At 63.4% G+C, this 20,202-nt stretch carries 20 protein-coding genes; 15 read left to right on the forward strand and 5 right to left on the reverse strand.

Going from position 1 to position 20,202, the window contains the following annotated elements:
• Positions 1-48 precede the first annotated feature (48 nt).
• Positions 49-813: an AraC family transcriptional regulator gene (locus tag AAFO92_RS08810; protein WP_347534362.1), complete on the forward strand. Its 765-nt coding sequence runs from the start codon at positions 49-51 to the stop codon at positions 811-813.
• A 58-nt stretch (positions 814-871) separates the two neighbouring features.
• On the opposite strand, the gene msrB is transcribed toward AAFO92_RS08810, so the two are convergent.
• A complete protein-coding gene (msrB, locus tag AAFO92_RS08815) occupies positions 872-1,342 on the reverse strand; it encodes a peptide-methionine (R)-S-oxide reductase MsrB (RefSeq protein ID WP_347534363.1) in 471 nt (156 codons plus the stop codon).
• A 381-nt stretch (positions 1,343-1,723) separates the two neighbouring features.
• Here msrB and cobS point away from each other — a divergent pair, with 381 nt between their 5' ends.
• The 4 genes from cobS (at position 1,724) to AAFO92_RS08835 (ending at position 5,907) form a co-directional block, all read left to right on the forward strand.
• On the forward strand, positions 1,724-2,710 hold the full coding sequence (cobS, locus tag AAFO92_RS08820; RefSeq protein WP_347534364.1) for a cobaltochelatase subunit CobS: 987 nt from the start codon (positions 1,724-1,726) through the stop codon (positions 2,708-2,710).
• Complete coding sequence (locus AAFO92_RS08825) at positions 2,710-3,222, forward strand: hypothetical protein (protein WP_347534365.1); 513 nt, start codon at positions 2,710-2,712, stop codon at positions 3,220-3,222. The genes cobS and AAFO92_RS08825 overlap by 1 nt, the downstream gene beginning before the upstream one ends.
• 9 nt (positions 3,223-3,231) lie before the next feature.
• Positions 3,232-5,109 carry a cobaltochelatase subunit CobT gene (gene cobT, locus AAFO92_RS08830; protein ID WP_347534366.1) on the forward strand — a complete coding sequence of 626 codons (1,878 nt, stop codon included), beginning with the start codon at positions 3,232-3,234 and terminating at the stop codon, positions 5,107-5,109.
• A 117-nt stretch (positions 5,110-5,226) separates the two neighbouring features.
• On the forward strand, positions 5,227-5,907 hold the full coding sequence (locus tag AAFO92_RS08835; RefSeq protein WP_347534367.1) for a M48 family metallopeptidase: 681 nt from the start codon (positions 5,227-5,229) through the stop codon (positions 5,905-5,907).
• 21 nt (positions 5,908-5,928) lie between these two features.
• Here AAFO92_RS08835 and AAFO92_RS08840 read toward each other — a convergent pair whose 3' ends face one another.
• Together AAFO92_RS08840 and AAFO92_RS08845 are read right to left on the reverse strand one after the other, a co-directional pair.
• Entirely contained in the window at positions 5,929-6,474 is a 546-nt protein-coding gene (locus AAFO92_RS08840; RefSeq protein ID WP_347534368.1) for a PIN domain-containing protein, read from the reverse strand.
• Positions 6,471-7,667 (reverse strand): class I SAM-dependent rRNA methyltransferase, encoded by a 1,197-nt coding sequence (locus tag AAFO92_RS08845; protein ID WP_347534369.1) that lies wholly within the window; start codon positions 7,665-7,667, stop codon positions 6,471-6,473. The genes AAFO92_RS08840 and AAFO92_RS08845 overlap by 4 nt, the downstream gene beginning before the upstream one ends.
• Before the next feature lie 281 nt (positions 7,668-7,948).
• Between AAFO92_RS08845 and eda the strand changes: the two genes are divergently transcribed.
• Positions 7,949-8,590, forward strand: a complete 642-nt coding sequence (gene eda / locus AAFO92_RS08850) for a bifunctional 4-hydroxy-2-oxoglutarate aldolase/2-dehydro-3-deoxy-phosphogluconate aldolase (protein WP_347534370.1) — start codon at positions 7,949-7,951, stop codon at positions 8,588-8,590.
• Positions 8,591-8,740: 150 nt separating this feature from the next.
• A complete protein-coding gene (locus AAFO92_RS08855) occupies positions 8,741-8,914 on the forward strand; it encodes a hypothetical protein (RefSeq protein ID WP_347534371.1) in 174 nt (57 codons plus the stop codon).
• Between the two features lie 20 nt (positions 8,915-8,934).
• On the opposite strand, the gene AAFO92_RS08860 is transcribed toward AAFO92_RS08855, so the two are convergent.
• Complete coding sequence (locus AAFO92_RS08860; protein ID WP_347534372.1) at positions 8,935-9,204, reverse strand: hypothetical protein; 270 nt, start codon at positions 9,202-9,204, stop codon at positions 8,935-8,937.
• Between the two features lies 1 nt (position 9,205).
• Positions 9,206-11,992 (reverse strand): glutamine-synthetase adenylyltransferase, encoded by a 2,787-nt coding sequence (locus AAFO92_RS08865; RefSeq protein WP_347534373.1) that lies wholly within the window; start codon positions 11,990-11,992, stop codon positions 9,206-9,208.
• A gap of 144 nt (positions 11,993-12,136) precedes the next feature.
• Between AAFO92_RS08865 and AAFO92_RS08870 the strand changes: the two genes are divergently transcribed.
• From AAFO92_RS08870 to AAFO92_RS08905, 8 genes are all read left to right on the forward strand, one after another.
• A complete protein-coding gene (locus tag AAFO92_RS08870) occupies positions 12,137-14,119 on the forward strand; it encodes an acyltransferase family protein (RefSeq protein ID WP_347534374.1) in 1,983 nt (660 codons plus the stop codon).
• A gap of 11 nt (positions 14,120-14,130) precedes the next feature.
• A complete protein-coding gene (locus tag AAFO92_RS08875; protein ID WP_347534375.1) occupies positions 14,131-14,598 on the forward strand; it encodes a YbaK/EbsC family protein in 468 nt (155 codons plus the stop codon).
• Positions 14,599-14,709: 111 nt separating this feature from the next.
• A complete protein-coding gene (locus AAFO92_RS08880) occupies positions 14,710-15,168 on the forward strand; it encodes a paraquat-inducible protein A (RefSeq protein WP_347534376.1) in 459 nt (152 codons plus the stop codon).
• Positions 15,169-15,302: 134 nt separating this feature from the next.
• Positions 15,303-16,070, forward strand: a complete 768-nt coding sequence (locus AAFO92_RS08885; RefSeq protein ID WP_347534377.1) for a DNA repair protein — start codon at positions 15,303-15,305, stop codon at positions 16,068-16,070.
• Between the two features lie 44 nt (positions 16,071-16,114).
• Positions 16,115-17,479 carry a DNA repair protein RadA gene (radA, locus tag AAFO92_RS08890; protein WP_347534378.1) on the forward strand — a complete coding sequence of 455 codons (1,365 nt, stop codon included), beginning with the start codon at positions 16,115-16,117 and terminating at the stop codon, positions 17,477-17,479.
• Positions 17,480-17,506: 27 nt separating this feature from the next.
• Positions 17,507-18,073: a CvpA family protein gene (locus AAFO92_RS08895; RefSeq protein WP_347534379.1), complete on the forward strand. Its 567-nt coding sequence runs from the start codon at positions 17,507-17,509 to the stop codon at positions 18,071-18,073.
• Positions 18,074-18,359: 286 nt separating this feature from the next.
• Complete coding sequence (locus AAFO92_RS08900) at positions 18,360-18,965, forward strand: Hint domain-containing protein (RefSeq protein WP_347534380.1); 606 nt, start codon at positions 18,360-18,362, stop codon at positions 18,963-18,965.
• 197 nt (positions 18,966-19,162) lie between these two features.
• Positions 19,163-20,191, forward strand: a complete 1,029-nt coding sequence (locus AAFO92_RS08905; protein WP_347534381.1) for a Hint domain-containing protein — start codon at positions 19,163-19,165, stop codon at positions 20,189-20,191.
• Positions 20,192-20,202 lie beyond the last annotated feature (11 nt).

Genomic DNA, 20,202 nt, shown 5'->3' on the forward strand with positions numbered 1-20,202 from the left:
CCCGCTTTAAGATCAGGAAAAGCCAATAAAGTTGATTAGTATTCCTGAATGGCCAAGATTGATCGCCTGTCCGCCCTGATGTCCCGTTTCAAACTGTCGGTCTCTCCCTGCGAGGTCGGCCAGGCCAATTTCGTGGTTTCAGGACAGTCCGGCACCCCCGGCCCCGAGGCGATCTGGTTTTCCCCTGCCGGCCACGCCGCCGCGGCCAGCGGCGATCCGGCGGCGGTGTTGCTGAGTGCCCACGTGGATTGGGGCGGGCCGGAAAACCCGTTGCTGGCGGCCCTGCCGCCGGTCATCAGCTATCCGGTGCGTCAGGATCCGGAAATGCAAGCGCTCGCACAGCTGCTGGTCACCGAAAAGCAGGTCGCGCGCTGCGGGTCTGCTTCGGTGCTCAACCGGCTGGGCGAAGTGCTGATCGTACGGCTGATGCGCGCCCAGATCGAAGCCGGCGCGATGCAGCGCGGGCTGCTGGCCGGATTGGCGGATACGCGCCTGAGCCGCGCGATGGTGGCGATCCATGAGCGGCCCGGCGATCCCTGGCGGGTCGAGACGCTGGCGGTCGAGGCCGGGATGTCCGTCAGCCGGTTTTCCGAGCTGTTCCGGAACGCGGTCGGCGATCCCCCGCTGGCCTATCTGCGGAAATGGCGGTTGATCCTTGCCAAACAGGATATCGAACGCGGCGACCGTATCCAGCGCGTGGCCAGCAGGTACTGTTATGGCTCGACCGAGGCACTGAGCCGCGCGATATCGGGCGCCTATGGCACGAGCCCCCTGCAGATCAGGAAGGCCGCGCTGAACCGCAAGGCCGCCTGAACAGCCCGGTCAGTCCGGGCCTGGCCGCGCAAAGCAACGGCACCCCCTATTTCCCAAGTCAGGCCGCCCTGAAAACCAGCGACACGCCGTTCAGACAGTGGCGTTTGCCGGTGGGGGCGGGACCATCGTCAAAGATGTGTCCCAGGTGGCTGCCGCAGCGGCGGCAATGGCATTCGGTGCGGACCGAAAACAGCCTGCGGTCCTCCTTGGTGCCGATGGCATTCGGCAAGGACTGGTAGAAGCTGGGCCAGCCGGTGCCGCTGTCGTATTTGTGCTCAGAAGAATAAATCGGCAGATCACAACCGCGGCAGTGATAGGTGCCCGGATCATAGACCTTGTCCAGCGGCGAACTTCCGGCGCGCTCGGTGCCTTCTTCGCGCATGACCTTGTATTGCAGATCGGTCAGCATGGCACGCCATTCGGCCTCGGTGCGGGTCACTTCGAACGTGCCGGCGGCCTCGGACCGCAGGCCCAGGCTGATCGCGGTGCCGCCCCCCAGGACGGACAGGATGAAATTGCGTCGGTGCATTGTCTTGCTCCCTTTTAATTGACTGGTATGTGAGGTCGGCAGCGCTAGCGCGCAACATGTCCTGCCGCAAATTCGCGTGAGGAACGTTACATCGCGACCGGTCAGAACGCGGGTATCGCAGGGTGATGGACGGGTCATGTACAGGGCGCATTCCGGCCGCCTTTGATTGGGTTGTGACACAGTTACGCGGCACGGCGGGCAAAAGTTTCACCCTGTACCCCGGCGCACAGGCTGGCCCTTGATTGCCCGCCAACTGGCCCTATCTGCGCCCGCCGTGACGCATTATAACCTGACAAGACTTCTGCGCCCTTCCCCTTGCCCTTGGCGGCGAATTCGGGCACCACGGGCGCGAGCAAAAGACCCGATTGAAGGACCCCGCCAATGGCTGACGGCACGACAGAGATGAATGCGAAACCGACCGAGGAGATCTCGGTACGCGAGGTGTTCGGCATTGATACCGACATGATCGTGAAGGGTTTCGCCGGCAAGACCGACCGGGTGCCTGATATGGACAGCACCTACAAGTTCGATCCCGACACCACGCTGGCGATCCTTGCCGGGTTTTCCCATAACCGCCGGGTGATGATCCAGGGCTATCACGGCACCGGCAAATCAACCCATATCGAACAGGTCGCGGCACGGCTGAACTGGCCCGCCGTGCGCGTGAACCTCGACAGCCATATCAGCCGGATCGACCTGATCGGCAAGGACGCGATCAAGCTGCGCGACGGCAAGCAGGTGACCGAGTTTCACGAGGGCATCCTGCCCTGGGCGCTGCGCAACCCGGTGGCGATCGTCTTCGACGAATACGATGCGGGCCGTGCCGATGTTATGTTCGTCATCCAGCGGGTGCTGGAACATGACGGCAAGCTGACCCTTCTGGACCAGAACGAGATCATAACGCCCAACCCGTGTTTCCGCCTGTTTGCGACGTCGAACACCGTGGGCCTGGGCGACACCACCGGGCTTTACCACGGCGTGCAGCAGATCAACCAGGCGCAGATGGACCGCTGGTCGATGGTCGCCACGCTGAACTACCTCAGCCATGACGCGGAAACCGCCATCGTGATCGCGAAGAACCCCCTCTTCAACAACGAGAAGGGGCGCAAGACGATCAGCCAGATGGTGACGGTAGCAGACCTGACCCGCACCGCCTTCATGAATGGCGAATTGTCCACCGTCATGAGCCCCCGAACCGTGATCAACTGGGCCCAGAACACCCATATCTTCCGCAATGTGGGCTATGCTTTCCGCTTAACCTTCCTCAACAAATGCGACGAGCTGGAACGCCAGACCGTCGCCGAATTCTACCAGCGCTGCTTTGACGAGGAACTGCCGGAAAGCGCGGCGAGCATGAGTTTAGGGTAATGATTCCCGACGAACTGGTACCCAAAAAACCTCCTGCAAGCGAGCTATCCATAGCGTCCAAACTGATAGCTCAGCTGGAGCTTGCTTGTGACGAAGGAGACATGGCACCTGCTGCATTACAAGAACTCAGGTCTCTCACCGGGAAATCATCATTGAGTGTTGAGCAGTTTCACGAGATTTCAGGCGCCATGAGCTATGAGGACGCCGCACTGCTAGCTTATTGCCCCGACGCAGTTTCTATACCGAATTTGACGCAACCACAATTCGTTTGGATATGCGAAAAAATGCGGGAAAACGATTTGAATGGTCAATTCAACTACTGGTTTGAACTTTTCTGCATCAACGCGCGCAATAGCCAAGCAGGCGATCTCCTTTTTTACCCGCCACAAGAATGGCTGGATCGACTCATTCAAAACAACGAGGTACCGCCCGAAACAACACGAGAGACTTTCATGCCAAGCGCGCAACAGCTTGCGCGAGAAGCATGGAAATCTGATGCAATCGCGTTGTAGATTGAGACCATGAAAAAGCCCAACGACAACCCCGCTGATCCGTTCAAGAAGGCGCTGGCCGAGGCGACCAAGGTGATGGCCGATGACAGCGAGTTGTCGGTCACCTATTCAGTCGATCCTTCAGGCGTCAGCGGCGATGCGATGCGGCTGCCGCAGGTCAGCCGCCGGATGACGCGTGACGAGGTGCTGATGGCCCGCGGCACGGCGGATGCGCTGGCGCTCAGGCACAAGTATCACGATGCGGCGATCAATGCCCGCTACAACCCGCAGGGCCAGATGGCGCAGGAGCTTTATGACGCGATGGAAACCGCCCGCTGCGAGGCGGTGGGTGCCCGCGTCATGCCCGGCACCGCCAGCAATATCGACAGCAAGATCGAGGCCGAGGCGCTGCGCCTTGGCTATGACCAGGTGAATGAGGCCGCGCAGGTGCCGCTGCCTACCGCCGCGGGCTACCTGATCCGTCATCTGGCCACCGGGCGCGACCTGCCCCCTGCGGCCCGGAACGTGATGCAGCTCTGGCAGGGCTTCATCGAGGAACAGGCGGGCGGCACGCTGGAAAATCTCGACGACATGCTCTCGGACCAGGCCAAGTTCGCCAAGTTCGCCCGCCAGATCATCGAGGATCTGGGCTATGGCGACCAGCTGGGCGACGACCCGGACAATCTGGATGACGAGGACGAAGACGAGGCCGAGGACAGCGGCGAAGAGCAGGAAGAGCCCGACAGCACCGGCGAGGATGACGGTGACGAGGATCAGGCCGATGCCGACCCGGAACAGTCCCAGGATGACCAGCAGGACGAAAGCCAGGCGCAGGTCAGCATGGACGAGATGGCCGATCAGGAGATGGGCGACGAAACCGAGCTGCCCGAGGGCGAGGCGCCGCTGGAACCCCCTGCCCCGCAGCCGATTTCCGATGCCGACCCGGATTACACCGTCTATTCGACGGCGTTCGACGAGGAGATCGACGCCGAGGAACTGGCCGAACCGGTCGAACTGGAACGGCTGCGCGCCTACCTGGATCAGCAGCTTGAACCGCTCAAGGGCGCGGTCAGCCGTCTGGCCAACAAGCTGCAGCGCCGGTTGCAGGCGCAGCAGAACCGAAGCTGGGAGTTCGACCGCGAGGAAGGTATCCTGGATGCCGGGCGGCTGGCGCGTGTGGTGGCCAACCCGACGACCCCGCTAAGCTTCAAGGTCGAGAAGGATACCGAGTTCCGCGACACGGTGGTGACACTTCTGCTGGACAATTCAGGGTCCATGCGGGGGCGTCCGATCTCGATTGCCGCGATCTGCGCCGACGTGCTGGCCCGCACGCTGGAACGCTGCAATGTCAAGGTCGAGATCCTGGGCTTCACCACCCGCGCCTGGAAGGGCGGGCAGAGCCGCGAAACCTGGCTGGGCGAAGGGCGGCCGCAGCTGCCCGGCAGGCTGAACGACCTGCGCCACATCATCTACAAATCCGCCGATGCGCCGATGCGCCGGACCCGTCAGAACCTGGGCCTGATGATGAAAGAGGGCCTGCTGAAGGAAAACATCGACGGCGAGGCGCTGGAATGGGCGCACCGGCGGATGGTCATGCGCCGCGAGACCCGCAAGATCCTGATGGTGATCTCCGACGGCGCGCCGGTGGATGATTCAACCCTGTCGGTCAACCCCGCGAATTACCTGGAAAAACACCTGCGCGACGTGATCGCGATGGTGGAAAAACGCCGCCAGGTCGAATTGCTGGCCATCGGCATCGGCCATGACGTGACCCGCTATTACAACCGCGCGGTCACGATCACCGATGTCGATCAGCTGGCCGGCGCGATGACTGAACAGCTGGCCGCGCTTTTTGACAATGATCCCCGCGCCCGCGCCCGGGTGATGGGCATGAAGAAGGCCGGCTGACACCTGCCCGCGCGCGGCAGACGTGGCGCCAGGATAGCTCGGGCGGCGTCGTCACGCCCTTCGGCCCTGCGCAGCGGCAATCTTGCCCCGGTGCATTCTCTGCCCCATATCTGTAACATGCTGAAATTCGCGCCCATCCTGCTTGCCATTCTCTACGCGCTTGCCATGTACCGGTTCTCGGCCTGGCGAACGCAGCGCGAGCTTGACGCCCGCTCGACCGAACTGGCCGATCCGATGCTCAAGGTCATGACCGACCGGCTGGCCAAGGCGCTCGATCTGCCACGGATCAAGGTCCATATCTACGAGATCGACCCGGTGAACGGGCTTGCCGCGCCGGACGGGCGCATCTTCATCACCCGCGGCTTCTACCGCAAGTTTCAGAATGGCGAGGTGACGGCGGATGAAATGGCCAGCGTGATCGCCCATGAACTGGGCCATGTGGCCCTGGGCCATTCCCGCCGCCGGATGATCGACTTTTCCGGCCAGAACGCGCTGCGGACGGCGCTGGCCATGATCCTCGGCCGGTTCCTGCCGGGCATCGGCGTCTGGATCGCGGGCGCCGTCACCTCGCTTCTGGCCGCGCGCCTGTCGCGTTCCGACGAATACGAGGCCGATGAATATGCCGCGGCGCTGCTGACCAAGGCGGGCATCGGCACGGCGCCGCAGAAATCGCTGTTCACCAAGCTCGAGGCGCTGACCCAGGCGCGTTCCGGCGCCGCCCCTGCCTGGCTGATGAGTCACCCAAAGACCAGCGAGCGCATCGCCGCGATCGAGAAACTCGAATCGAAATGGCAATAGGACGACAGCGCCAAGCTGCCGTCAGCCCTGCGACAGCGCCTTGGCCAGGCGCGGCAGCCGCGCTTTCTTGAGCAGCGCGCGCAAGGTCCATGTCTTGCCCGACAGGCGGTTGGCCTTGGCCAGAACCTCAGCCGCTACCTCTGCCACCAGGTCGGGCTGCGCCTGCCAGATGCCGTGCAGGAAACCGTCGGGATCGGCGCGGCTCAGCCCCTCTTCGGCCAGCGCATTGCGCGGGAAATCGCGGGCGTTGAGCGTCAGGATCAGGTCGGCAGAGCCCGTTATGGCGGCCGCCAGCACGTGAATATCCGCCGGATCGGGCAACCACAGGCGCGCCTCCAGCGACGGCGGATAGCTGACTTCGGCCCCCGGCCAGCGCGCCGCCAGCAGCGCCGCCTCGGCCCCGGCCTGCGCCACGCCGTCCGGGCCCAGCTTGACCGCGGCGCGCTGCCATTCCTCGATGATCCGCGCCGACCAGAGCGGCGTGAATACCCCCCTGGCCGCGACCCCCAGGATCATCTGGCGCATCACCGTGGGATAGATCACGCAGGTATCCAGCAGGATTCTCATAACCGGTAGAACAGCGCCTTGAGATAGCTGCTTTCGGCCAGTTGCGGATGGGTCGGGTGGTCGGGCCCGGCGGCGCCGGTATGGATCAGCTGCCCGGCCCGTCCGGCACGCCCGATCCCACGGGTCGAGGCGGCGCGGAACCGGCAAAGATCGGCGGCATGGGAACACGAGCACAGGCCCAGATAGCCGCCTTCGGCCACCAGTGGCGCCGCCAGGCGCGCAACGCGCTCATAGGCGCGCAACCCGGCCTCCAGCGCCTTTTTCGACGGCGCAAAGGCGGGGGGATCGCAGATCACCACGTCAAACACCTGCCCCTCGCCTGCCAGCGCGGTCATCACCTCGAACGCATCGCCCTTGCGGGTGGCAAACTGTCCGGTCATGCCCATGCGTTCCGCCCCTTGCGCGGCCAGCGCCAATGCGGGGCCGGACCCGTCAACCGCCAGCGCGGACGCAGCCCCGCCTGCCAGCATCGCCAGGGAAAAGCCGCCCACATGCGAAAACACGTCCAGCACGCGCGCGCCAGCCGATAAACGTGCGGCAAAAGCGTGGTTGGGCCGCTGATCATAGAACAGGCCGGTTTTCTGGCCGCCCGTCAGGTCGGCCATGTAGGTCGCGCCGTTCATCGGTACCGGGCGCGGCGCGTCCGGCGCCTGCCCGAGCAGGGTGGCGCCGACATCATCCAGCCCCTCCAGCCCGCGTGCCCGGCCCGAGGCATTTTTGAGCACGGTTGCCACCCCGGTCACATCGGCCAGCGCCTGTGCGATTTCCGGCAACAGCACCTCGGCCCAGGCAGCGTTGGGCTGAATCACGGCGATGTCGCCGAACCGGTCGATCACCACGCCGGGCAATCCGTCGGCCTCGGCATGGACCAGGCGGTAATGGGGATCATCATAGAGCCGCTCCCGCAGGGCAAGCGCGCGGGTCAGCTTGGCCGCCAGCCAGCCCGCGTCGATCCGGGCGGTCAGATCGTGGGACAGTACCCGCGCCATGATCCGCGAAGCCGGGTTGACGGCCACCAGGGCCAGCGGCGCGCGATCGGCATCCTCCAATACGGCGATGGTTCCAGGGTTCAGGGCCCGGGTGCGCCGATCCGTCACCAGCTCGTTGTCATAGACCCAGGGGAACCCGTGGCGGATCGCCTGCGGGCGGATTTTCGGTTTCAGGCGGATCACGGGATAAGTGGCAGGCGTCATGCTGCCCCCTTAAAAGGATTTCGTCCGGCGCGAAAGATCGCATTTTGTCCGTCCCGGCCGCGTCACCGGGGAAATTGCGGCACCAAGGTGGCTGTCGGGGCACCGTGGTATGGCCCTGGCGCGGCGAAATTCGCGCGCTGACCGGCAAGTGAAACGGAAGTGCAACACTCGGCACATACCGGCCCGCCCGGGCGCGTTAGAATTTGACCCTGACCCGGCCACTGCAAATGATGCGCACGCGATTGGGGGCATTCGACACTAGGCAATAGCGGACGTACTGAATGCAAACCAAACTGGCCTCGGACACGATCGAAATGATCTGTCGCACCTCACCGATCATCACCACGCCAACGCTTGCGAATGCCGCGGATGCCGCCCCGCTGGCGCAGGCGCTGACGCGGGGGCGCCTGCCCGTCATACAGATTTCGATCCGGGCACGAAACGCCGCGGCGGTGATCCGGGAAATGGCGCAGGTACCCGACGCGATCGTCGGCGCCGGCATGATCCTGTCACCGGACGATGTGCGCCGGGCGCGGGACGCGGGGGCGAAATTCTGTTCGACCCCGGGCATCACCGATTCCCTGCTGCGGTATTTCGACGGGATCGAACTGCCGCTCTTGCCGGGGGTCGCCACGCCGACCGAGGCGATGCACCTACTCAGCCGGGGCTACACGACGCTGAATTACTTTCCCGGCGGGTCGATGGGCACGGTCGAGACGCTCAGGGCAATGCGGCAACCGCTGCCGCAGCTGCGGCTCAGCGTCGCCGGCGACATCGCGCTGGAGGCCGCCGCCGATTACCTGGCGCTGCCGAATGTCCTCAGTGTCGCGTCGGATTGCGTGGTCCCGGCGGCAATGATCGAAGCCCATGATTGGGAAGCCATCACAACAAACGCCCGCGGTTTTTCGCAAACCAAGCCCTGACCGCCCCGTTGGCCCGGCGGCGCCAGGGACAATCCGGTCGATACAATTGTCATTGTTTCCGACATCACAGGAACGGTCCGCTTCAATCCAATTTCTGCCAGATTCAGCTGCGAGTCTTAGGCCCAGCTGCTCAATGTTTGGTTGTTTGTTATGGCCCTGTTTCCCATCTTGCTGGTGGCGCTCATGCTGTTGGGCGTACTCAGCATATTTTCGATCGAACCGGCGCGCCGGACCTTCCTCGAAGGAATGGCCATTACCGTGATCCTCGGCTGTTCGTTTGTGGTTGCCGTGGTGATCTACATGGCCCTGCAGGCGCTTGGCTGAACGCCGGGTCCGGGATCGACTCAATCGCGCGGGCGGGACCGCCAGCCGCCGCGGCGACGGGGCACCATCGCCCGCTGGTTCCCCTCTTCAAGCACTTGCGTCATCGGATGGTCGGGAAAGTCGGCGCGGTATTTGTCCAGCAGCGCCGCAATCATCGGCCTGCTATCGGTCCCGTCCGGCGTCGACAGCGCCCAATCCAGGAAAATCGAGCGGCATTCACCCAGCGTGATCGCCTCGATCCGGTAGGCCTCTCGGATCAGTCCCTTGTGATCCAGTGGATCGCGTTCCATCTCACATTCCTCGCGGTTGCCGCGCCAGCGCGCTGTCAATGATCGCCGCGGCTTTCCCAGTGGTAGTTTCCAATGCTTCCAGCAACGGGCCGGGCGAGTCTAATCCCGTCTCGCGGATCACGAAGCCGGCGCCGCCTTCGCCAACCTGCGCCGGGTCGAGGGGCTTGTCGCTCAGCAATCGCGCCGCCTGAAGCACCTGCCAGCACAGCCTATAAGCGGTTGTCAGTGCCGTCCTGTCCGCGTCATCCAGCCAGCCGATTGCGACACCGGCCGCCAGCCCCGACGCCACATCGCGCCCCGCACCGCCGGCCATCAGGTTCGCCGCCTGCGCCAGCAGTTCGATTTCCTGCTGCCGGCCCTTGCCCAGCTTGGTATCCCACGGTCCTTCCGGCCTCTTGGCTGCGGCGATGCGGTCGCGCATCTCGGCCACCTCGATCAGTACCCGCGCGGGGTCGCCCTTTTCCGCCAGAAGCGCCACGCGAAACGCCTCGACCTCTGTTGCCAGCGCCGCGTCGCCGGTGATGACCCGCGCCCGTGTCAGGGCCAGATGTTCCCAGACCCAGGCCTCGTTGCGCTGATATTCCTGGAACGAGGCCCACCCGGTTGCAACCGGCCCCTGGTTGCCGGACGGGCGCAGGCGCATGTCCACCTCGTAGAGCCGCCCCTCGGCCATCGGCGCGGTCAGGGCGGTGATCATCGCCTGGGTAAGGCGCGCATAGTACAGGCGCGCCGAGAGCGGCCGCCGCCCGTCGGATTGGTCCACCCCGGCAGCATCATAGATCACGATCAGGTCCAGATCGGACCCGGCATTCAGCTTTTCCGCGCCCAATGATCCCATGCCCAGCACCACCGCGCCACGTCCCGGCGGGCTTCCGTGTTTCTCGGCGAAATGCGAAATCACCTCGGGCCAGATGCCCGCGATCACCGCCCCGGCCAGATCGGCGTAATGCGCGCCGGCGCCATCGGCATCTGTCAGCCCGCGCAGATGATGCACACCGATACGGAAATGCCATTCCTTGCGCCAGCGCCGGGCGGCGTCCAGTTTGCGCTCGTAATCCGCCTCGGTCGCCAGCCGGTCGCGCAGCTCGCGCTCAAGCGCGTCGCGGCCGGGCCACGGCGCGAAGAAATCGCCGCCGATCACCGCGTCGAACACACCGGCGTTCTGCGACAGATACCCGGCCAGCGCCGGCGCGGTGCCGACGATATCGACCAGCAGGTCGATCAGCTGCGGGTTCGCCTCGAACAGCGAAAACACCTGCACCCCTGCCGGCAGCCCGGCCAGGAACCCGTCAAAGGCCCGCAACGCCTCGTGCGGGTGAGCGGTCTCGGCCAGCCGGGACAGGATGTCCGGTTTCAGCCGGTTGAAGATCTGTACCGCCCGCGCCGATCGCAGCGCCGGATAGCTGGGCCAGCGCCGGATCACGTCATCATCCAGGTCGTCATGCACGGCGCTGTCGGCCTCGCCGGCCTCGGGGGCAAAGAACTGCTCGATCACGCTGTGCACCTCGTTCAGCCGGGTGCGCAGATCGTTCTTGAGCGTGTCCGCATCGGTCCCCATGAAACAGGCCAGGCGGTCGAATTCGGTGTCGGATGTCGGCAGCGCGTGGGTCTGCGCATCGCGCAGCATCTGCAAGCGGTGCTCGACCTCGCGGTGGTGGCGGTAATGATCCGTCAGGAGCGTCGCGGCCTCGGCTGGCACCCAGCCCTTCTCGGCCAGTTTCGCCAGCCCATCGACCGTGCCGCGCACCCGCAGATCGGGATCGCGCCCGCCGGCTATGATCTGGCGGGTCTGGGTAAAGAACTCGATCTCGCGGATGCCGCCCTGCCCCAGCTTCATGTTATGGCCGTTCAGGTTCAGCCGCCCGCCAAGGCCCTTGTGTTCTCGAATACGCAGGCGCATGTTGTGCGCGTCCTCGATGGCGGCGAAATCCAGATGCTTGCGCCAGACGAACGGGCGCAGCGTTTCCAGAAACCGCTCACCTGCCTTCAGGTCTCCCGCACAGGCCCGGGCCTTGATATAGGCCGCGCGCTCCCAGGTGCGGCCGAGACTCTCGTAATAGGCCTCGGCCCCCGCCATCGCCATGCAGACCGGTGTGACCGCCGGGTCCGGGCGCAGACGCAGATCAGTGCGGAACACATACCCCCCCGAGGCGCGGTCGCTGAGCATTGCCGACATTCGCCGCGTGGCCCGCACGAAGGACGCGCGCGCCTCATGATAGTCCTCGGCGCTGAACCGGGTTTCGTCAAACAGGCAGATCAGGTCGATATCCGAACTGTAATTCAGCTCGCCCGCGCCCATCTTGCCCATTGCAAGCGCCACCATTCCGCCCGCCGTGTCGACATCATCGGGCGTCACGCCGGGCAGTTTCCCACGCCTGATCTCGGCGCCGATCATTGCCTTGATCGACAGATCGACCGCAAGATCGGCCAGGTCCGTCAGCACCTGCGTCACCATCTCCAGCGGCCACACCCCGGCCAGATCGGCAAGCCCGGTGATCAGGGCAACCTGCCTCTTGGCCTTGCGCAGCGCGTCGCCCAGATGCTCGGGCGACTGCAACCGAAGATCGGCAAAGATATCGCTGACCGCGCCTTCGGGATCATGCAGCGCCACCGGCAGCCAATCAGCCTCCTGCGCGATCAGCGTGGCCAGATAGGGGCTGCACCCGGCGGTGCCTTCGATCAGGTCCGCCAGCGCGCCCGTCAGGTCGGGGATCTGGGCGCGCGCCTCGGCCCCCTGGTCAGGGTCATAGGGGCGCGGCAGACGGGTGATACGCGGGGCAAACTCCATGCGCCCAGTGATACAAACCCGCCCGGTCGGGTCAACGCAGAACAGGCCCCGCGCCGCGACCTTGTGCGGCCCACCTTTTTCTCGGCAGGCAAGAGTGCTACGGATCGGCACGACAAAACCACCGGGACCGTGAGGGTGTACTGAATGCAATACCGCGCCGATATCGACGGGCTTCGCACGCTTGCCGTCATGCCGGTCCTGGTGTTTCACAGCGGCCTGGGTCTGAGCGGAGGTTATGTCGGCGTCGACATCTTCTTTGTCATCTCCGGCTTTCTCATCACCTCGATCATCTTCGCCGAGGCCAGAGAAGGCCGTTTCACCATACTGGGCTTTTACGAACGGCGCATCCGCCGGATCATCCCCGCCCTGTTCACGGTGATCCTGGTCACCGGAACCGCTGCGAGTTTCGTGATGATCCCCGGACATCTGGAAGACCTGGCCCTGAGCGGTATCGCATCAGCATTCTTCTATGCCAATTTCTGGCAATACTTCTCGCAGGGCTATTTTACCGAGGCCGCCGAGCTGAAGCCGCTGCTGCACACATGGTCACTTGGCATCGAAGAACAGTTTTATATCTTCTTTCCCCCGCTCTTCGTTCTGATGTTCACCCGTCTTGGCGGTGCCAAGACCACGCTTGGCCTTTGGCTTGTCGTACTGATATCACTGGCACTGTCTGTCTGGGCGGTCGGCGCGAACCCTGATGCCGCGTTCTACCTGCCGCAATACCGCATATGGGAGTTGGCCCTGGGGTCACTGCTTGCGGTTGCCCTGGCCGAGCGTTCGCTGGACCGTGTGTTGCAAAACCGCGGGATCTGTTCCGCGCTTGCAGCTGCCGGGCTGATACTGATTGCCTGGCCGGTGATCACCTATGGTCCCGAGACACAGTTTCCCGGGCTCGCCGCCCTGCCGCCCTGCCTAGGCGCCGCGGCACTGATTGCCGCAGGCAGCCATGTGCAAACACCCGTCTCATGGTTTCTCGGCCTTGGGCCGATGGTCGGGATCGGCAAGATATCCTACTCGCTCTATCTCTGGCACTGGCCGGTGATCTCCCTGTTTACCTATGTCAATATCGAGCCGCTCAATACTGCGCAGGGCATTCTCTGCATCGCCCTCTCCTTCGGGCTTTCATATCTGTCGTGGCGCTATGTCGAACGCCCGTTCCGGCAAAAACATCTGGTCTCGCGCCGGCAGATCTTTGCAGGTTTCGGCGTGGCATCGGCAATCGTGCTGGCCGCAGCCGTCACCACCGCCAGCTACAAGGGTTTCCCGGCGCGGATGCCCGCCGATGTCGTCGCGCTGCTGGACCGGCAGGGGTTGCTGCATGACCGCCGCGACTGTCACCGCGTGCTGCCCGAACGTGCCCGCAAAGGCGACGTTTGCGTACGCGGCGACCTCTCTGCGCAGCCCAGCTTCATGCTGGTCGGGGACAGCCATGCCGATGCCATCAGCCCGGCGATCTTTGCCGCCGCCGAAATGGCGGGGGTTTCCGGCTATCAATACACCGATGCCACCGGGCTGCTGCCGCTGATTGGCGTGACGCGCCCCGGACGGCCCGATTGGTCCGATACGCTCACAGCTTTCGCGGAATTCCTGAGAGAGCGCCCGGATATCCGCACGCTCATCGTCACGCGCTACTGGCTGGTGCAGATGACCGGGTATTCCTATCGCCATCAAGGCCAGATCTGGCGGGATGAAGAATACGACGGATCGGGGAGCGCCTATAACGTCAACGCCACTGTGGCGGGCATGGACAAATTCGTCCGCGCCTTCCCCGAACTGCGGATTGTCCTGCTGGACGACATTCCGACCGGCGATGAACTGGACCTGCGTACCCATGTGCGGTTCCTGCTTTACGGGAACAGCCACCAGATGTCGCGGCTGGGGTTGGACCCGGCCGAGGAACGCCGCCAGCGGGACAGCTACGAGCCGGTCCTGAGGGCACTTGCGGCGCGCCATGGGAAGGTCGAATATGTCAGCCTCTTCCAGGAACTGTGCACCGAAACCTCCTGTCCGTTATTTTCGGGTGACACGCCCCTTTACCGCGATGGCGACCATCTGAGCCATGACGGTGCCTTGCGTCTGACCCAGGTGGTGTACGACCGCCTCTTTACCGCCCCGACCAACTGAACGGAGGTCCCGTGAGCAAGAGCCTGAAACGTGTCATTCGCGCCCTGAGCGACGCCGGGATCGACTGTGAACCGGTAGAAATCGGCCAGGCCACGACCGCAAGGATGGCCGCCGATCTGGTCGGGTGTGCGGTTGATCAGATCGCCAAATCCATCATTTTCCGCGGCGAGGAAAGCGGCGCGGCGATCCTTTTCGTCACTGCAGGCGGCAATCAGGTGGATGCGGACAAGGCCAGCGTGCTGGCCGGCGAACCCCTGGGCAAGGCCGATGCCGCGCTGATACGTGCGCAGACCGGCTTTGCCATCGGCGGCGTCTCACCCGTCGGGCACCTGACCCCGCCACGGGCGTTTTTCGACCCGCGCCTGCTGAGTTTCGACAAGGTCTGGGCCGCCGCGGGAACACCGCGACACGTCTTTGCCGCGCCACCCGCCGAGCTGATGCAGATGGCTGGTGCAAGCGCCGGGGACTTCGTGATATGACCGCCAATTTCAACAATCAACATAGATAGTTATACACCACGGATAAACCACTTGCCTTGCGATCACGCCGTCATGACGCTACCTAGATCAGGTCGATAAGCCCGAGGCCACATGCTGAAATTCGTCAATCTGAGCCTGCTGATCCTGTTCCCCGTCTCCTGGTTTGCGCCGCTGATGCGCGCGGGTCTGGGACTGCCGCTTTTTGGCCTTAACGAGATCAGCGTCATCTCGGGACTGCAAAGTCTGTGGGAGTCGGATATTTTCCTGGCGCTGATGGTCACGTTCTTTGCGCTGTTTGCGCCCTATCTGAAAACCATCGGCCTGGCATTGATCCACTTTGGCCTGATGCGCCGCAAGGTACTGCCGGTACTGCATGTCCTGGGCAAGCTGGCGATGGCCGATATTTTCCTGATCGCGCTCTACATCACGCTCTCCAAGGGGATCGGCATTGGCAAGATCGAAACCGCCTGGGGCCTGTATCTGTTCACGGTCTGCATCCTTGTCTCGATCGCCATAGGAATGATGACAAGCAAGCAAAATCAACGGATTGCCGCCAATACCTCAACTTAGAAAACCTGATTGGTTACGAATCGCTTACAAAATGTGAACGGAAATCGCCCCCAATACCCATTGATCAGCAAAAAACCGCCACCAGCTGTGATATATTGGAAATGTATTGATTTTGATTTTTGGGGGTTACTGCGATGTCCGAACAGGTGAAATCGTCGATTATTCGACTGGCTGCGCTGGCCAATGCGGTGGGCATGATCGTGCTGGCCGCGCTCGCTGCGCTGCTGACCGGGGCTACGTTGCTGGCGGCGGCGGGTGTCTTGCCATGGCTGGAATTTCAGGCCGGTTTTGGCGGGGTTATCTATGAAAATGCAGGGCAGATCGCCCAGATCGGTACGACCGTGCTGTTGCTGTTGCTGACGGTCTACCTGCCCTCGGCGCACCGGGTGCTGCGGCTTGAGACCTCACACCGGCGTTTCCGCATGGGGATGGAGGATGTGACCAGAGCCTATGCCGCTGCCCATGCGGCAGACCGCGCCGGGCTGTTTCATGCGTCCTCGGAATACGATGCCGTGCGCGAAAGGATGCTCCATCTGCGCGATCATCCCGACCTGCAGGCGCTGGAGCCCGACCTGCTGGAAGTGGCCGCGCAGATGTCACGCGTCAGCGCAGATCTGGCGAACACCTATTCCGATGCGAATGTTGCGCGTGCACGGGCCTTCCTGACCGCACGCCAGCAGGAGATCGACAGCCTGAATGAACGGATCGACCAGGCGAAACAGGTCACGACAGAGCTGCAAAGCTGGAAGACGGCCCTTGACTCCGAAGAGGCCGTGGCCGCCAGCCAGATGAAGCGCCTGCGCGAGACACTCGAAGAGGTTCTGCCGGAACTTTCAAGACCCGAGGAGACCGCGGCGGAAACCGAAAAGGTCGTGCCGATGCCGACCTACGCCGCCGAATAGAACAAGGCGTTTGACCGCCTGCCCCGCATCGGGCATCAGGGGGCATGGCAAGAACGAGCACCTTTACCTGCACATCCTGCGGCGCGGTCCATTCGCGCTGGTCGGGCCGTTGCGACAGCTGCGGCGAGTGGAACTCGATCATCGAAGAGGCGCCGCTTTCCACCGGACCGAAATCCAAAAGCCTTGGCGCGAAACGCGGCACGCCCATTCCGCTGAGCGATCTGTCAACCAATGAAGCGCCGCCGCCGCGCACGCAATCCAACCTGGCCGAACTTGACCGGGTCCTGGGCGGTGGCCTGGTGCCCGCCAGCGCCATCCTGGTGGGCGGTGATCCGGGCATCGGCAAATCCACCCTGCTGTTGCAGGCCGCCGCGCGGTTTGCCGGGTCGGGGCTCAAGACCATCTATGTCTCGGGCGAGGAAGCCAGCGCACAGGTGCGGATGCGCGCGCAACGGCTGGGGCTGGCCGATGCCCCCGTGCAGCTTGCCGCGGCGACCTCGCTGCGCGACATCCTGACCACGCTTGAATCCGAGGCACCGGGGCTGGTCATCATCGACTCGATCCAGACGATCTGGTCCGACACGGTCGAAAGCGCGCCGGGCAGCGTGGCACAGGTCCGCGCCGCCGCGCATGAGCTGACCAGTTTCGCCAAGCGCAAGGGCGTGTCGGTGATCCTGGTGGGCCATGTCACCAAGGAAGGCCAGATCGCCGGTCCCCGCGTGGTCGAGCACATGGTCGACACCGTGCTCTATTTCGAGGGCGAGCGCGGCCACCAGTTCCGCATTCTGCGCGCGGTCAAGAACCGGTTCGGCCCGGCGGATGAAATCGGCGTGTTCGAGATGACGGGGCGCGGCCTGGCCGAGGTTGCCAACCCTTCGGCCCTGTTCCTGTCATCGCGCGGCACCCCCAGCCCCGGCAGCGTGGTTTTCGCCGGGATCGAAGGCACAAGGCCGGTTCTGGTTGAATTGCAGGCGCTTGTCGCCCCCACCCCGCATTCGCAGCCGCGTCGCGCCGTCGTCGGCTGGGACGGGGCGCGTCTGGCGATGATCCTGGCGGTGCTGGAATCACGTTGCGGCATCCCCTTTGCAGGGCTCGACGTCTATCTGAACGTCGCGGGCGGGCTGAAAATATCCGAACCGGCCGCCGATCTGGCCGTTGCCGCCGCCCTGCTTAGTGCCCGCGAAGACACAGTTTTACCCGCAGATACGGTGGTTTTTGGCGAAATCAGTTTGTCCGGGGCGCTCAGACCGGTAGGACAGACGGAAAACAGGTTGAAAGAAGCCCGAAAACTTGGTTTCTCATCGGCCATCGCGCCCGCGGGTGGAAAATCCACCGGGGATAGCGGCATGGAACTGTCGCTGATGGGCGATCTGACGCGTTTCGTGGGTGAAAAATTCGGCGCGGGCTAGCGCCGCTGAGGTTCGAGGAAGAGCAGAATGGACGGCTTTACCATCATCGACGGCGTTGTGGCGCTGGTTATCGTCTTGTCGGCACTGCTGGCTTACTCACGCGGTTTCGTGCGCGAATCCCTGGCAATTGCAGGCTGGATCGTGGCGGGGATCGTGGCCTTCATCTTTGCCCCGCAGCTGGAGCCGATCGTCAAGGAAGTCCCCGTGGTCGGCGAATTCATCGCCGACAGCTGCGAATTGTCGATGATCGGGGCCTTTGCCGTGGTATTTGCGGTCGCGCTGATCATCGCGTCGCTGATCACACCGCTATTTTCCTCGCTGGTGCAACGATCCGCCCTCGGCGGTCTGGATCAGGGGCTGGGCTTCATATTCGGGGTGGCACGCGGCATCCTTCTGGTGGCGATCGCCTATTTCGTCTACGAGACGGTCATCACCTCGCAGAATGTCCAGATCATCGACGACAGCCGCTCGGCCCGGGTGTTCGCGCGGATGACCGACAAGGTCGAAAGCGGCAATCCCGAAGAGGCGCTTGGCTGGATCACCAGGCAATACGAGGAACTGGTCGGGAGCTGCGACGGCCCGAGCGTCGAATAGACGCCTGCGGACCCTCCAGGCGGCTGTCCGCGGCAGAATCACGATGATTCGAATCAGGTAAAATTGCGGCCAACACCTTGTTTTTTGGGCCGAAACCGCTGTTCGTGGTTAACAGCTGCTTACCCGGCGTTCGCATCCCGGGCGGAATGGTGCCCTGATGCGGTGACTGGCGACCATATGGAAATATTGACGATTTATTGCCCTGACAGTGTCGGAATTATGGCAGATTCCGGGGCCTTGCTGGATGGCAGACAACGAAACGCATCTAGCCCAAGGAAACAGTCACATGCTTCTCAATCATTCGACCGCCTTCACCAGTTTTGAACCCGCCACGGACGTTGCCGAAACGCCCCGTCAGATCATCCCCGCACCGGCCCTGACCGCCGGCACCATGGTCGAGACGCAGGCGGGCTGGATGCCGGTGGAACGGCTGTCCCTCGGGGACGCGGTTTACACCTTTGATGGCGGTCTTGCCCCGATCGCCGGCCTGCGCCAGATCCGCCTGACCGCCGGTACCCAGCTGTGGCATGTGCCCGGCGGCGCGCTGAACAACTGCGCCGACATCTTTCTGACCCGCGATCAGCACGTGATGATCTTCGACGACAACGCCGAAGATCTCTATGACACGCCCTATGTGCTGGTGCCCGCCACCGCGCTGCAGGGTTTCCGCGGCACGCGGCAGGTGGATTGCGTGCCCGGCACCGTCGCCGTCGAAGTGACGTTCGACACCGAAGAGGCCGTGTTCGCCAATTCCGGGACGCTGCTGCGCTGTGCCGCGCAATCAGGCAAGGGCGATGGGTTCTTCCGTGCCCTCACCAACGCCGAAGCGCGCATCCTGCTGGCCCTGTTGGACACCGACGAAACCGAGCGTCTGCACGCCCTTGCGGCCTGACCCGACCCCCCTGGAACACGGCCGCGCCCACACCGGGGCGGCCATGTTCCACGCCTTGCCGCTGGCTCAACTGGCCGGTTTCCGCCTAAATCATCGCGAACGAGAAGAAACTGCGGTTTTTTCGTCTAAGATGGGCCTGCCAGTGCAGAATCTGACCATAAGTGGTTCTGAATCCTGGAAATTTGATGGTGTTCTGAATGGTACTTCGCAGCTTTTTCGCATTCGACAGCGCCAGCCTCGTGGTCGACGTCAGCTCAAACCCGTTGATTGTCGGCAATCCGGTCATCAACAACTCAGACACGCCCGATGGCACCGTTTTCACCTATTCCGGCGGCGGCGGCACCACCGTTACGCTGAATGACACTGGCGGACGCCGAAACCGGTTCGAAGATGACGACGCGGCCAACCATGTGATTACCGATGGCGGCGGGATCGTGGCCAACGGTACCGGGGTCGAGGCGGAATCCCTGATCGAATTGCGCGCCCTTGACGCGGGCGGCAACCCCATCGGCCCGACCATCACCATCACCGTGATGTCGCAAGGCGGCGTGACCGGAGACATCTGGGGATTTGCCAGCGACACCCAACTGCAGGACGGGGTCAGCTATATCAAGACCGGCGGGTCGAATACCGGCACGTCTCGCTACAACAGCTTCGTCACCTGTTTCGGCCCGGGAACCAGGATCAGAACCCCGGACAGCGACGTGCCGATCGAGGAGATTACCGCCGGCCAGATGGTCTGGACCCGCGAACACGACGCCATGCCCGTGACCTGGATCGGCACCACCACGGTTTCCGCCACAGGGGCGTTTGCCCCTGTTATCTTTCCCCCCGGCAGCATCGGCAATGATGCCGAACTCGTTGTCTCACAGGAACATCGGATCTTTTTCGCCTCGGCCCAGGCCGAGGTACTGTTTGGCCAGTCCGAAGTTCTTATTGCCGCAAAACACCTGTGCGGCCTGCCGGGGGTGGCCATCCGGGAACGCGGCACGATCCGCTATACCCACCTGATGTTCGACAGCCATCAGATCATCCAATCCAACGGCGCCCTGTCCGAAAGCTTTTTCCTGTCGGCAAACGCGCTGGCGGGCGTCACCGGTGACCAGCGCAGGGAATTGCTGGCACTGTTTCCGTCGCTCGAATCGGGATTGCAGAGCTTTGGCCGCAGCGCGGCATTGACGTTGCGGAAATCCGATGCGGCGCTCTTGCGGCCCCATCTAGGATAAACCATATCCAT

The organism is Roseovarius sp. CAU 1744, assembly GCF_039839345.1.
Lineage (GTDB): Bacteria > Pseudomonadota > Alphaproteobacteria > Rhodobacterales > Rhodobacteraceae > Roseovarius.

What these genes read in the sequence shown, in the direction of transcription:
- cobS (WP_347534364.1), top strand. Translation starts at nt 1,724, where the DNA reads ATGGCTGACGGCACGACAGAGATGAATGCGAAACCGACCGAGGAGATC.
- AAFO92_RS08860 (WP_347534372.1), bottom strand. Translation starts at nt 9,204, where the DNA reads ATGGAACGCGATCCACTGGATCACAAGGGACTGATCCGAGAGGCCTAC.
- AAFO92_RS08865 (WP_347534373.1), bottom strand. Translation starts at nt 11,992, where the DNA reads ATGGAGTTTGCCCCGCGTATCACCCGTCTGCCGCGCCCCTATGACCCT.
- AAFO92_RS08855 (WP_347534371.1), top strand. Translation starts at nt 8,741, where the DNA reads ATGGCCCTGTTTCCCATCTTGCTGGTGGCGCTCATGCTGTTGGGCGTA.
- AAFO92_RS08810 (WP_347534362.1), top strand. Translation starts at nt 49, where the DNA reads ATGGCCAAGATTGATCGCCTGTCCGCCCTGATGTCCCGTTTCAAACTG.
- AAFO92_RS08825 (WP_347534365.1), top strand. Translation starts at nt 2,710, where the DNA reads ATGATTCCCGACGAACTGGTACCCAAAAAACCTCCTGCAAGCGAGCTA.
- eda (WP_347534370.1), top strand. Translation starts at nt 7,949, where the DNA reads ATGCAAACCAAACTGGCCTCGGACACGATCGAAATGATCTGTCGCACC.
- AAFO92_RS08880 (WP_347534376.1), top strand. Translation starts at nt 14,710, where the DNA reads ATGCTGAAATTCGTCAATCTGAGCCTGCTGATCCTGTTCCCCGTCTCC.
- AAFO92_RS08895 (WP_347534379.1), top strand. Translation starts at nt 17,507, where the DNA reads ATGGACGGCTTTACCATCATCGACGGCGTTGTGGCGCTGGTTATCGTC.
- AAFO92_RS08905 (WP_347534381.1), top strand. Translation starts at nt 19,163, where the DNA reads ATGGTACTTCGCAGCTTTTTCGCATTCGACAGCGCCAGCCTCGTGGTC.
- AAFO92_RS08840 (WP_347534368.1), bottom strand. Translation starts at nt 6,474, where the DNA reads ATGAGAATCCTGCTGGATACCTGCGTGATCTATCCCACGGTGATGCGC.
- cobT (WP_347534366.1), top strand. Translation starts at nt 3,232, where the DNA reads ATGAAAAAGCCCAACGACAACCCCGCTGATCCGTTCAAGAAGGCGCTG.
- AAFO92_RS08870 (WP_347534374.1), top strand. Translation starts at nt 12,137, where the DNA reads ATGCAATACCGCGCCGATATCGACGGGCTTCGCACGCTTGCCGTCATG.
- AAFO92_RS08885 (WP_347534377.1), top strand. Translation starts at nt 15,303, where the DNA reads ATGTCCGAACAGGTGAAATCGTCGATTATTCGACTGGCTGCGCTGGCC.
- msrB (WP_347534363.1), bottom strand. Translation starts at nt 1,342, where the DNA reads ATGCACCGACGCAATTTCATCCTGTCCGTCCTGGGGGGCGGCACCGCG.
- AAFO92_RS08845 (WP_347534369.1), bottom strand. Translation starts at nt 7,667, where the DNA reads ATGACGCCTGCCACTTATCCCGTGATCCGCCTGAAACCGAAAATCCGC.
- radA (WP_347534378.1), top strand. Translation starts at nt 16,115, where the DNA reads ATGGCAAGAACGAGCACCTTTACCTGCACATCCTGCGGCGCGGTCCAT.
- AAFO92_RS08835 (WP_347534367.1), top strand. Translation starts at nt 5,227, where the DNA reads ATGCTGAAATTCGCGCCCATCCTGCTTGCCATTCTCTACGCGCTTGCC.
- AAFO92_RS08900 (WP_347534380.1), top strand. Translation starts at nt 18,360, where the DNA reads ATGCTTCTCAATCATTCGACCGCCTTCACCAGTTTTGAACCCGCCACG.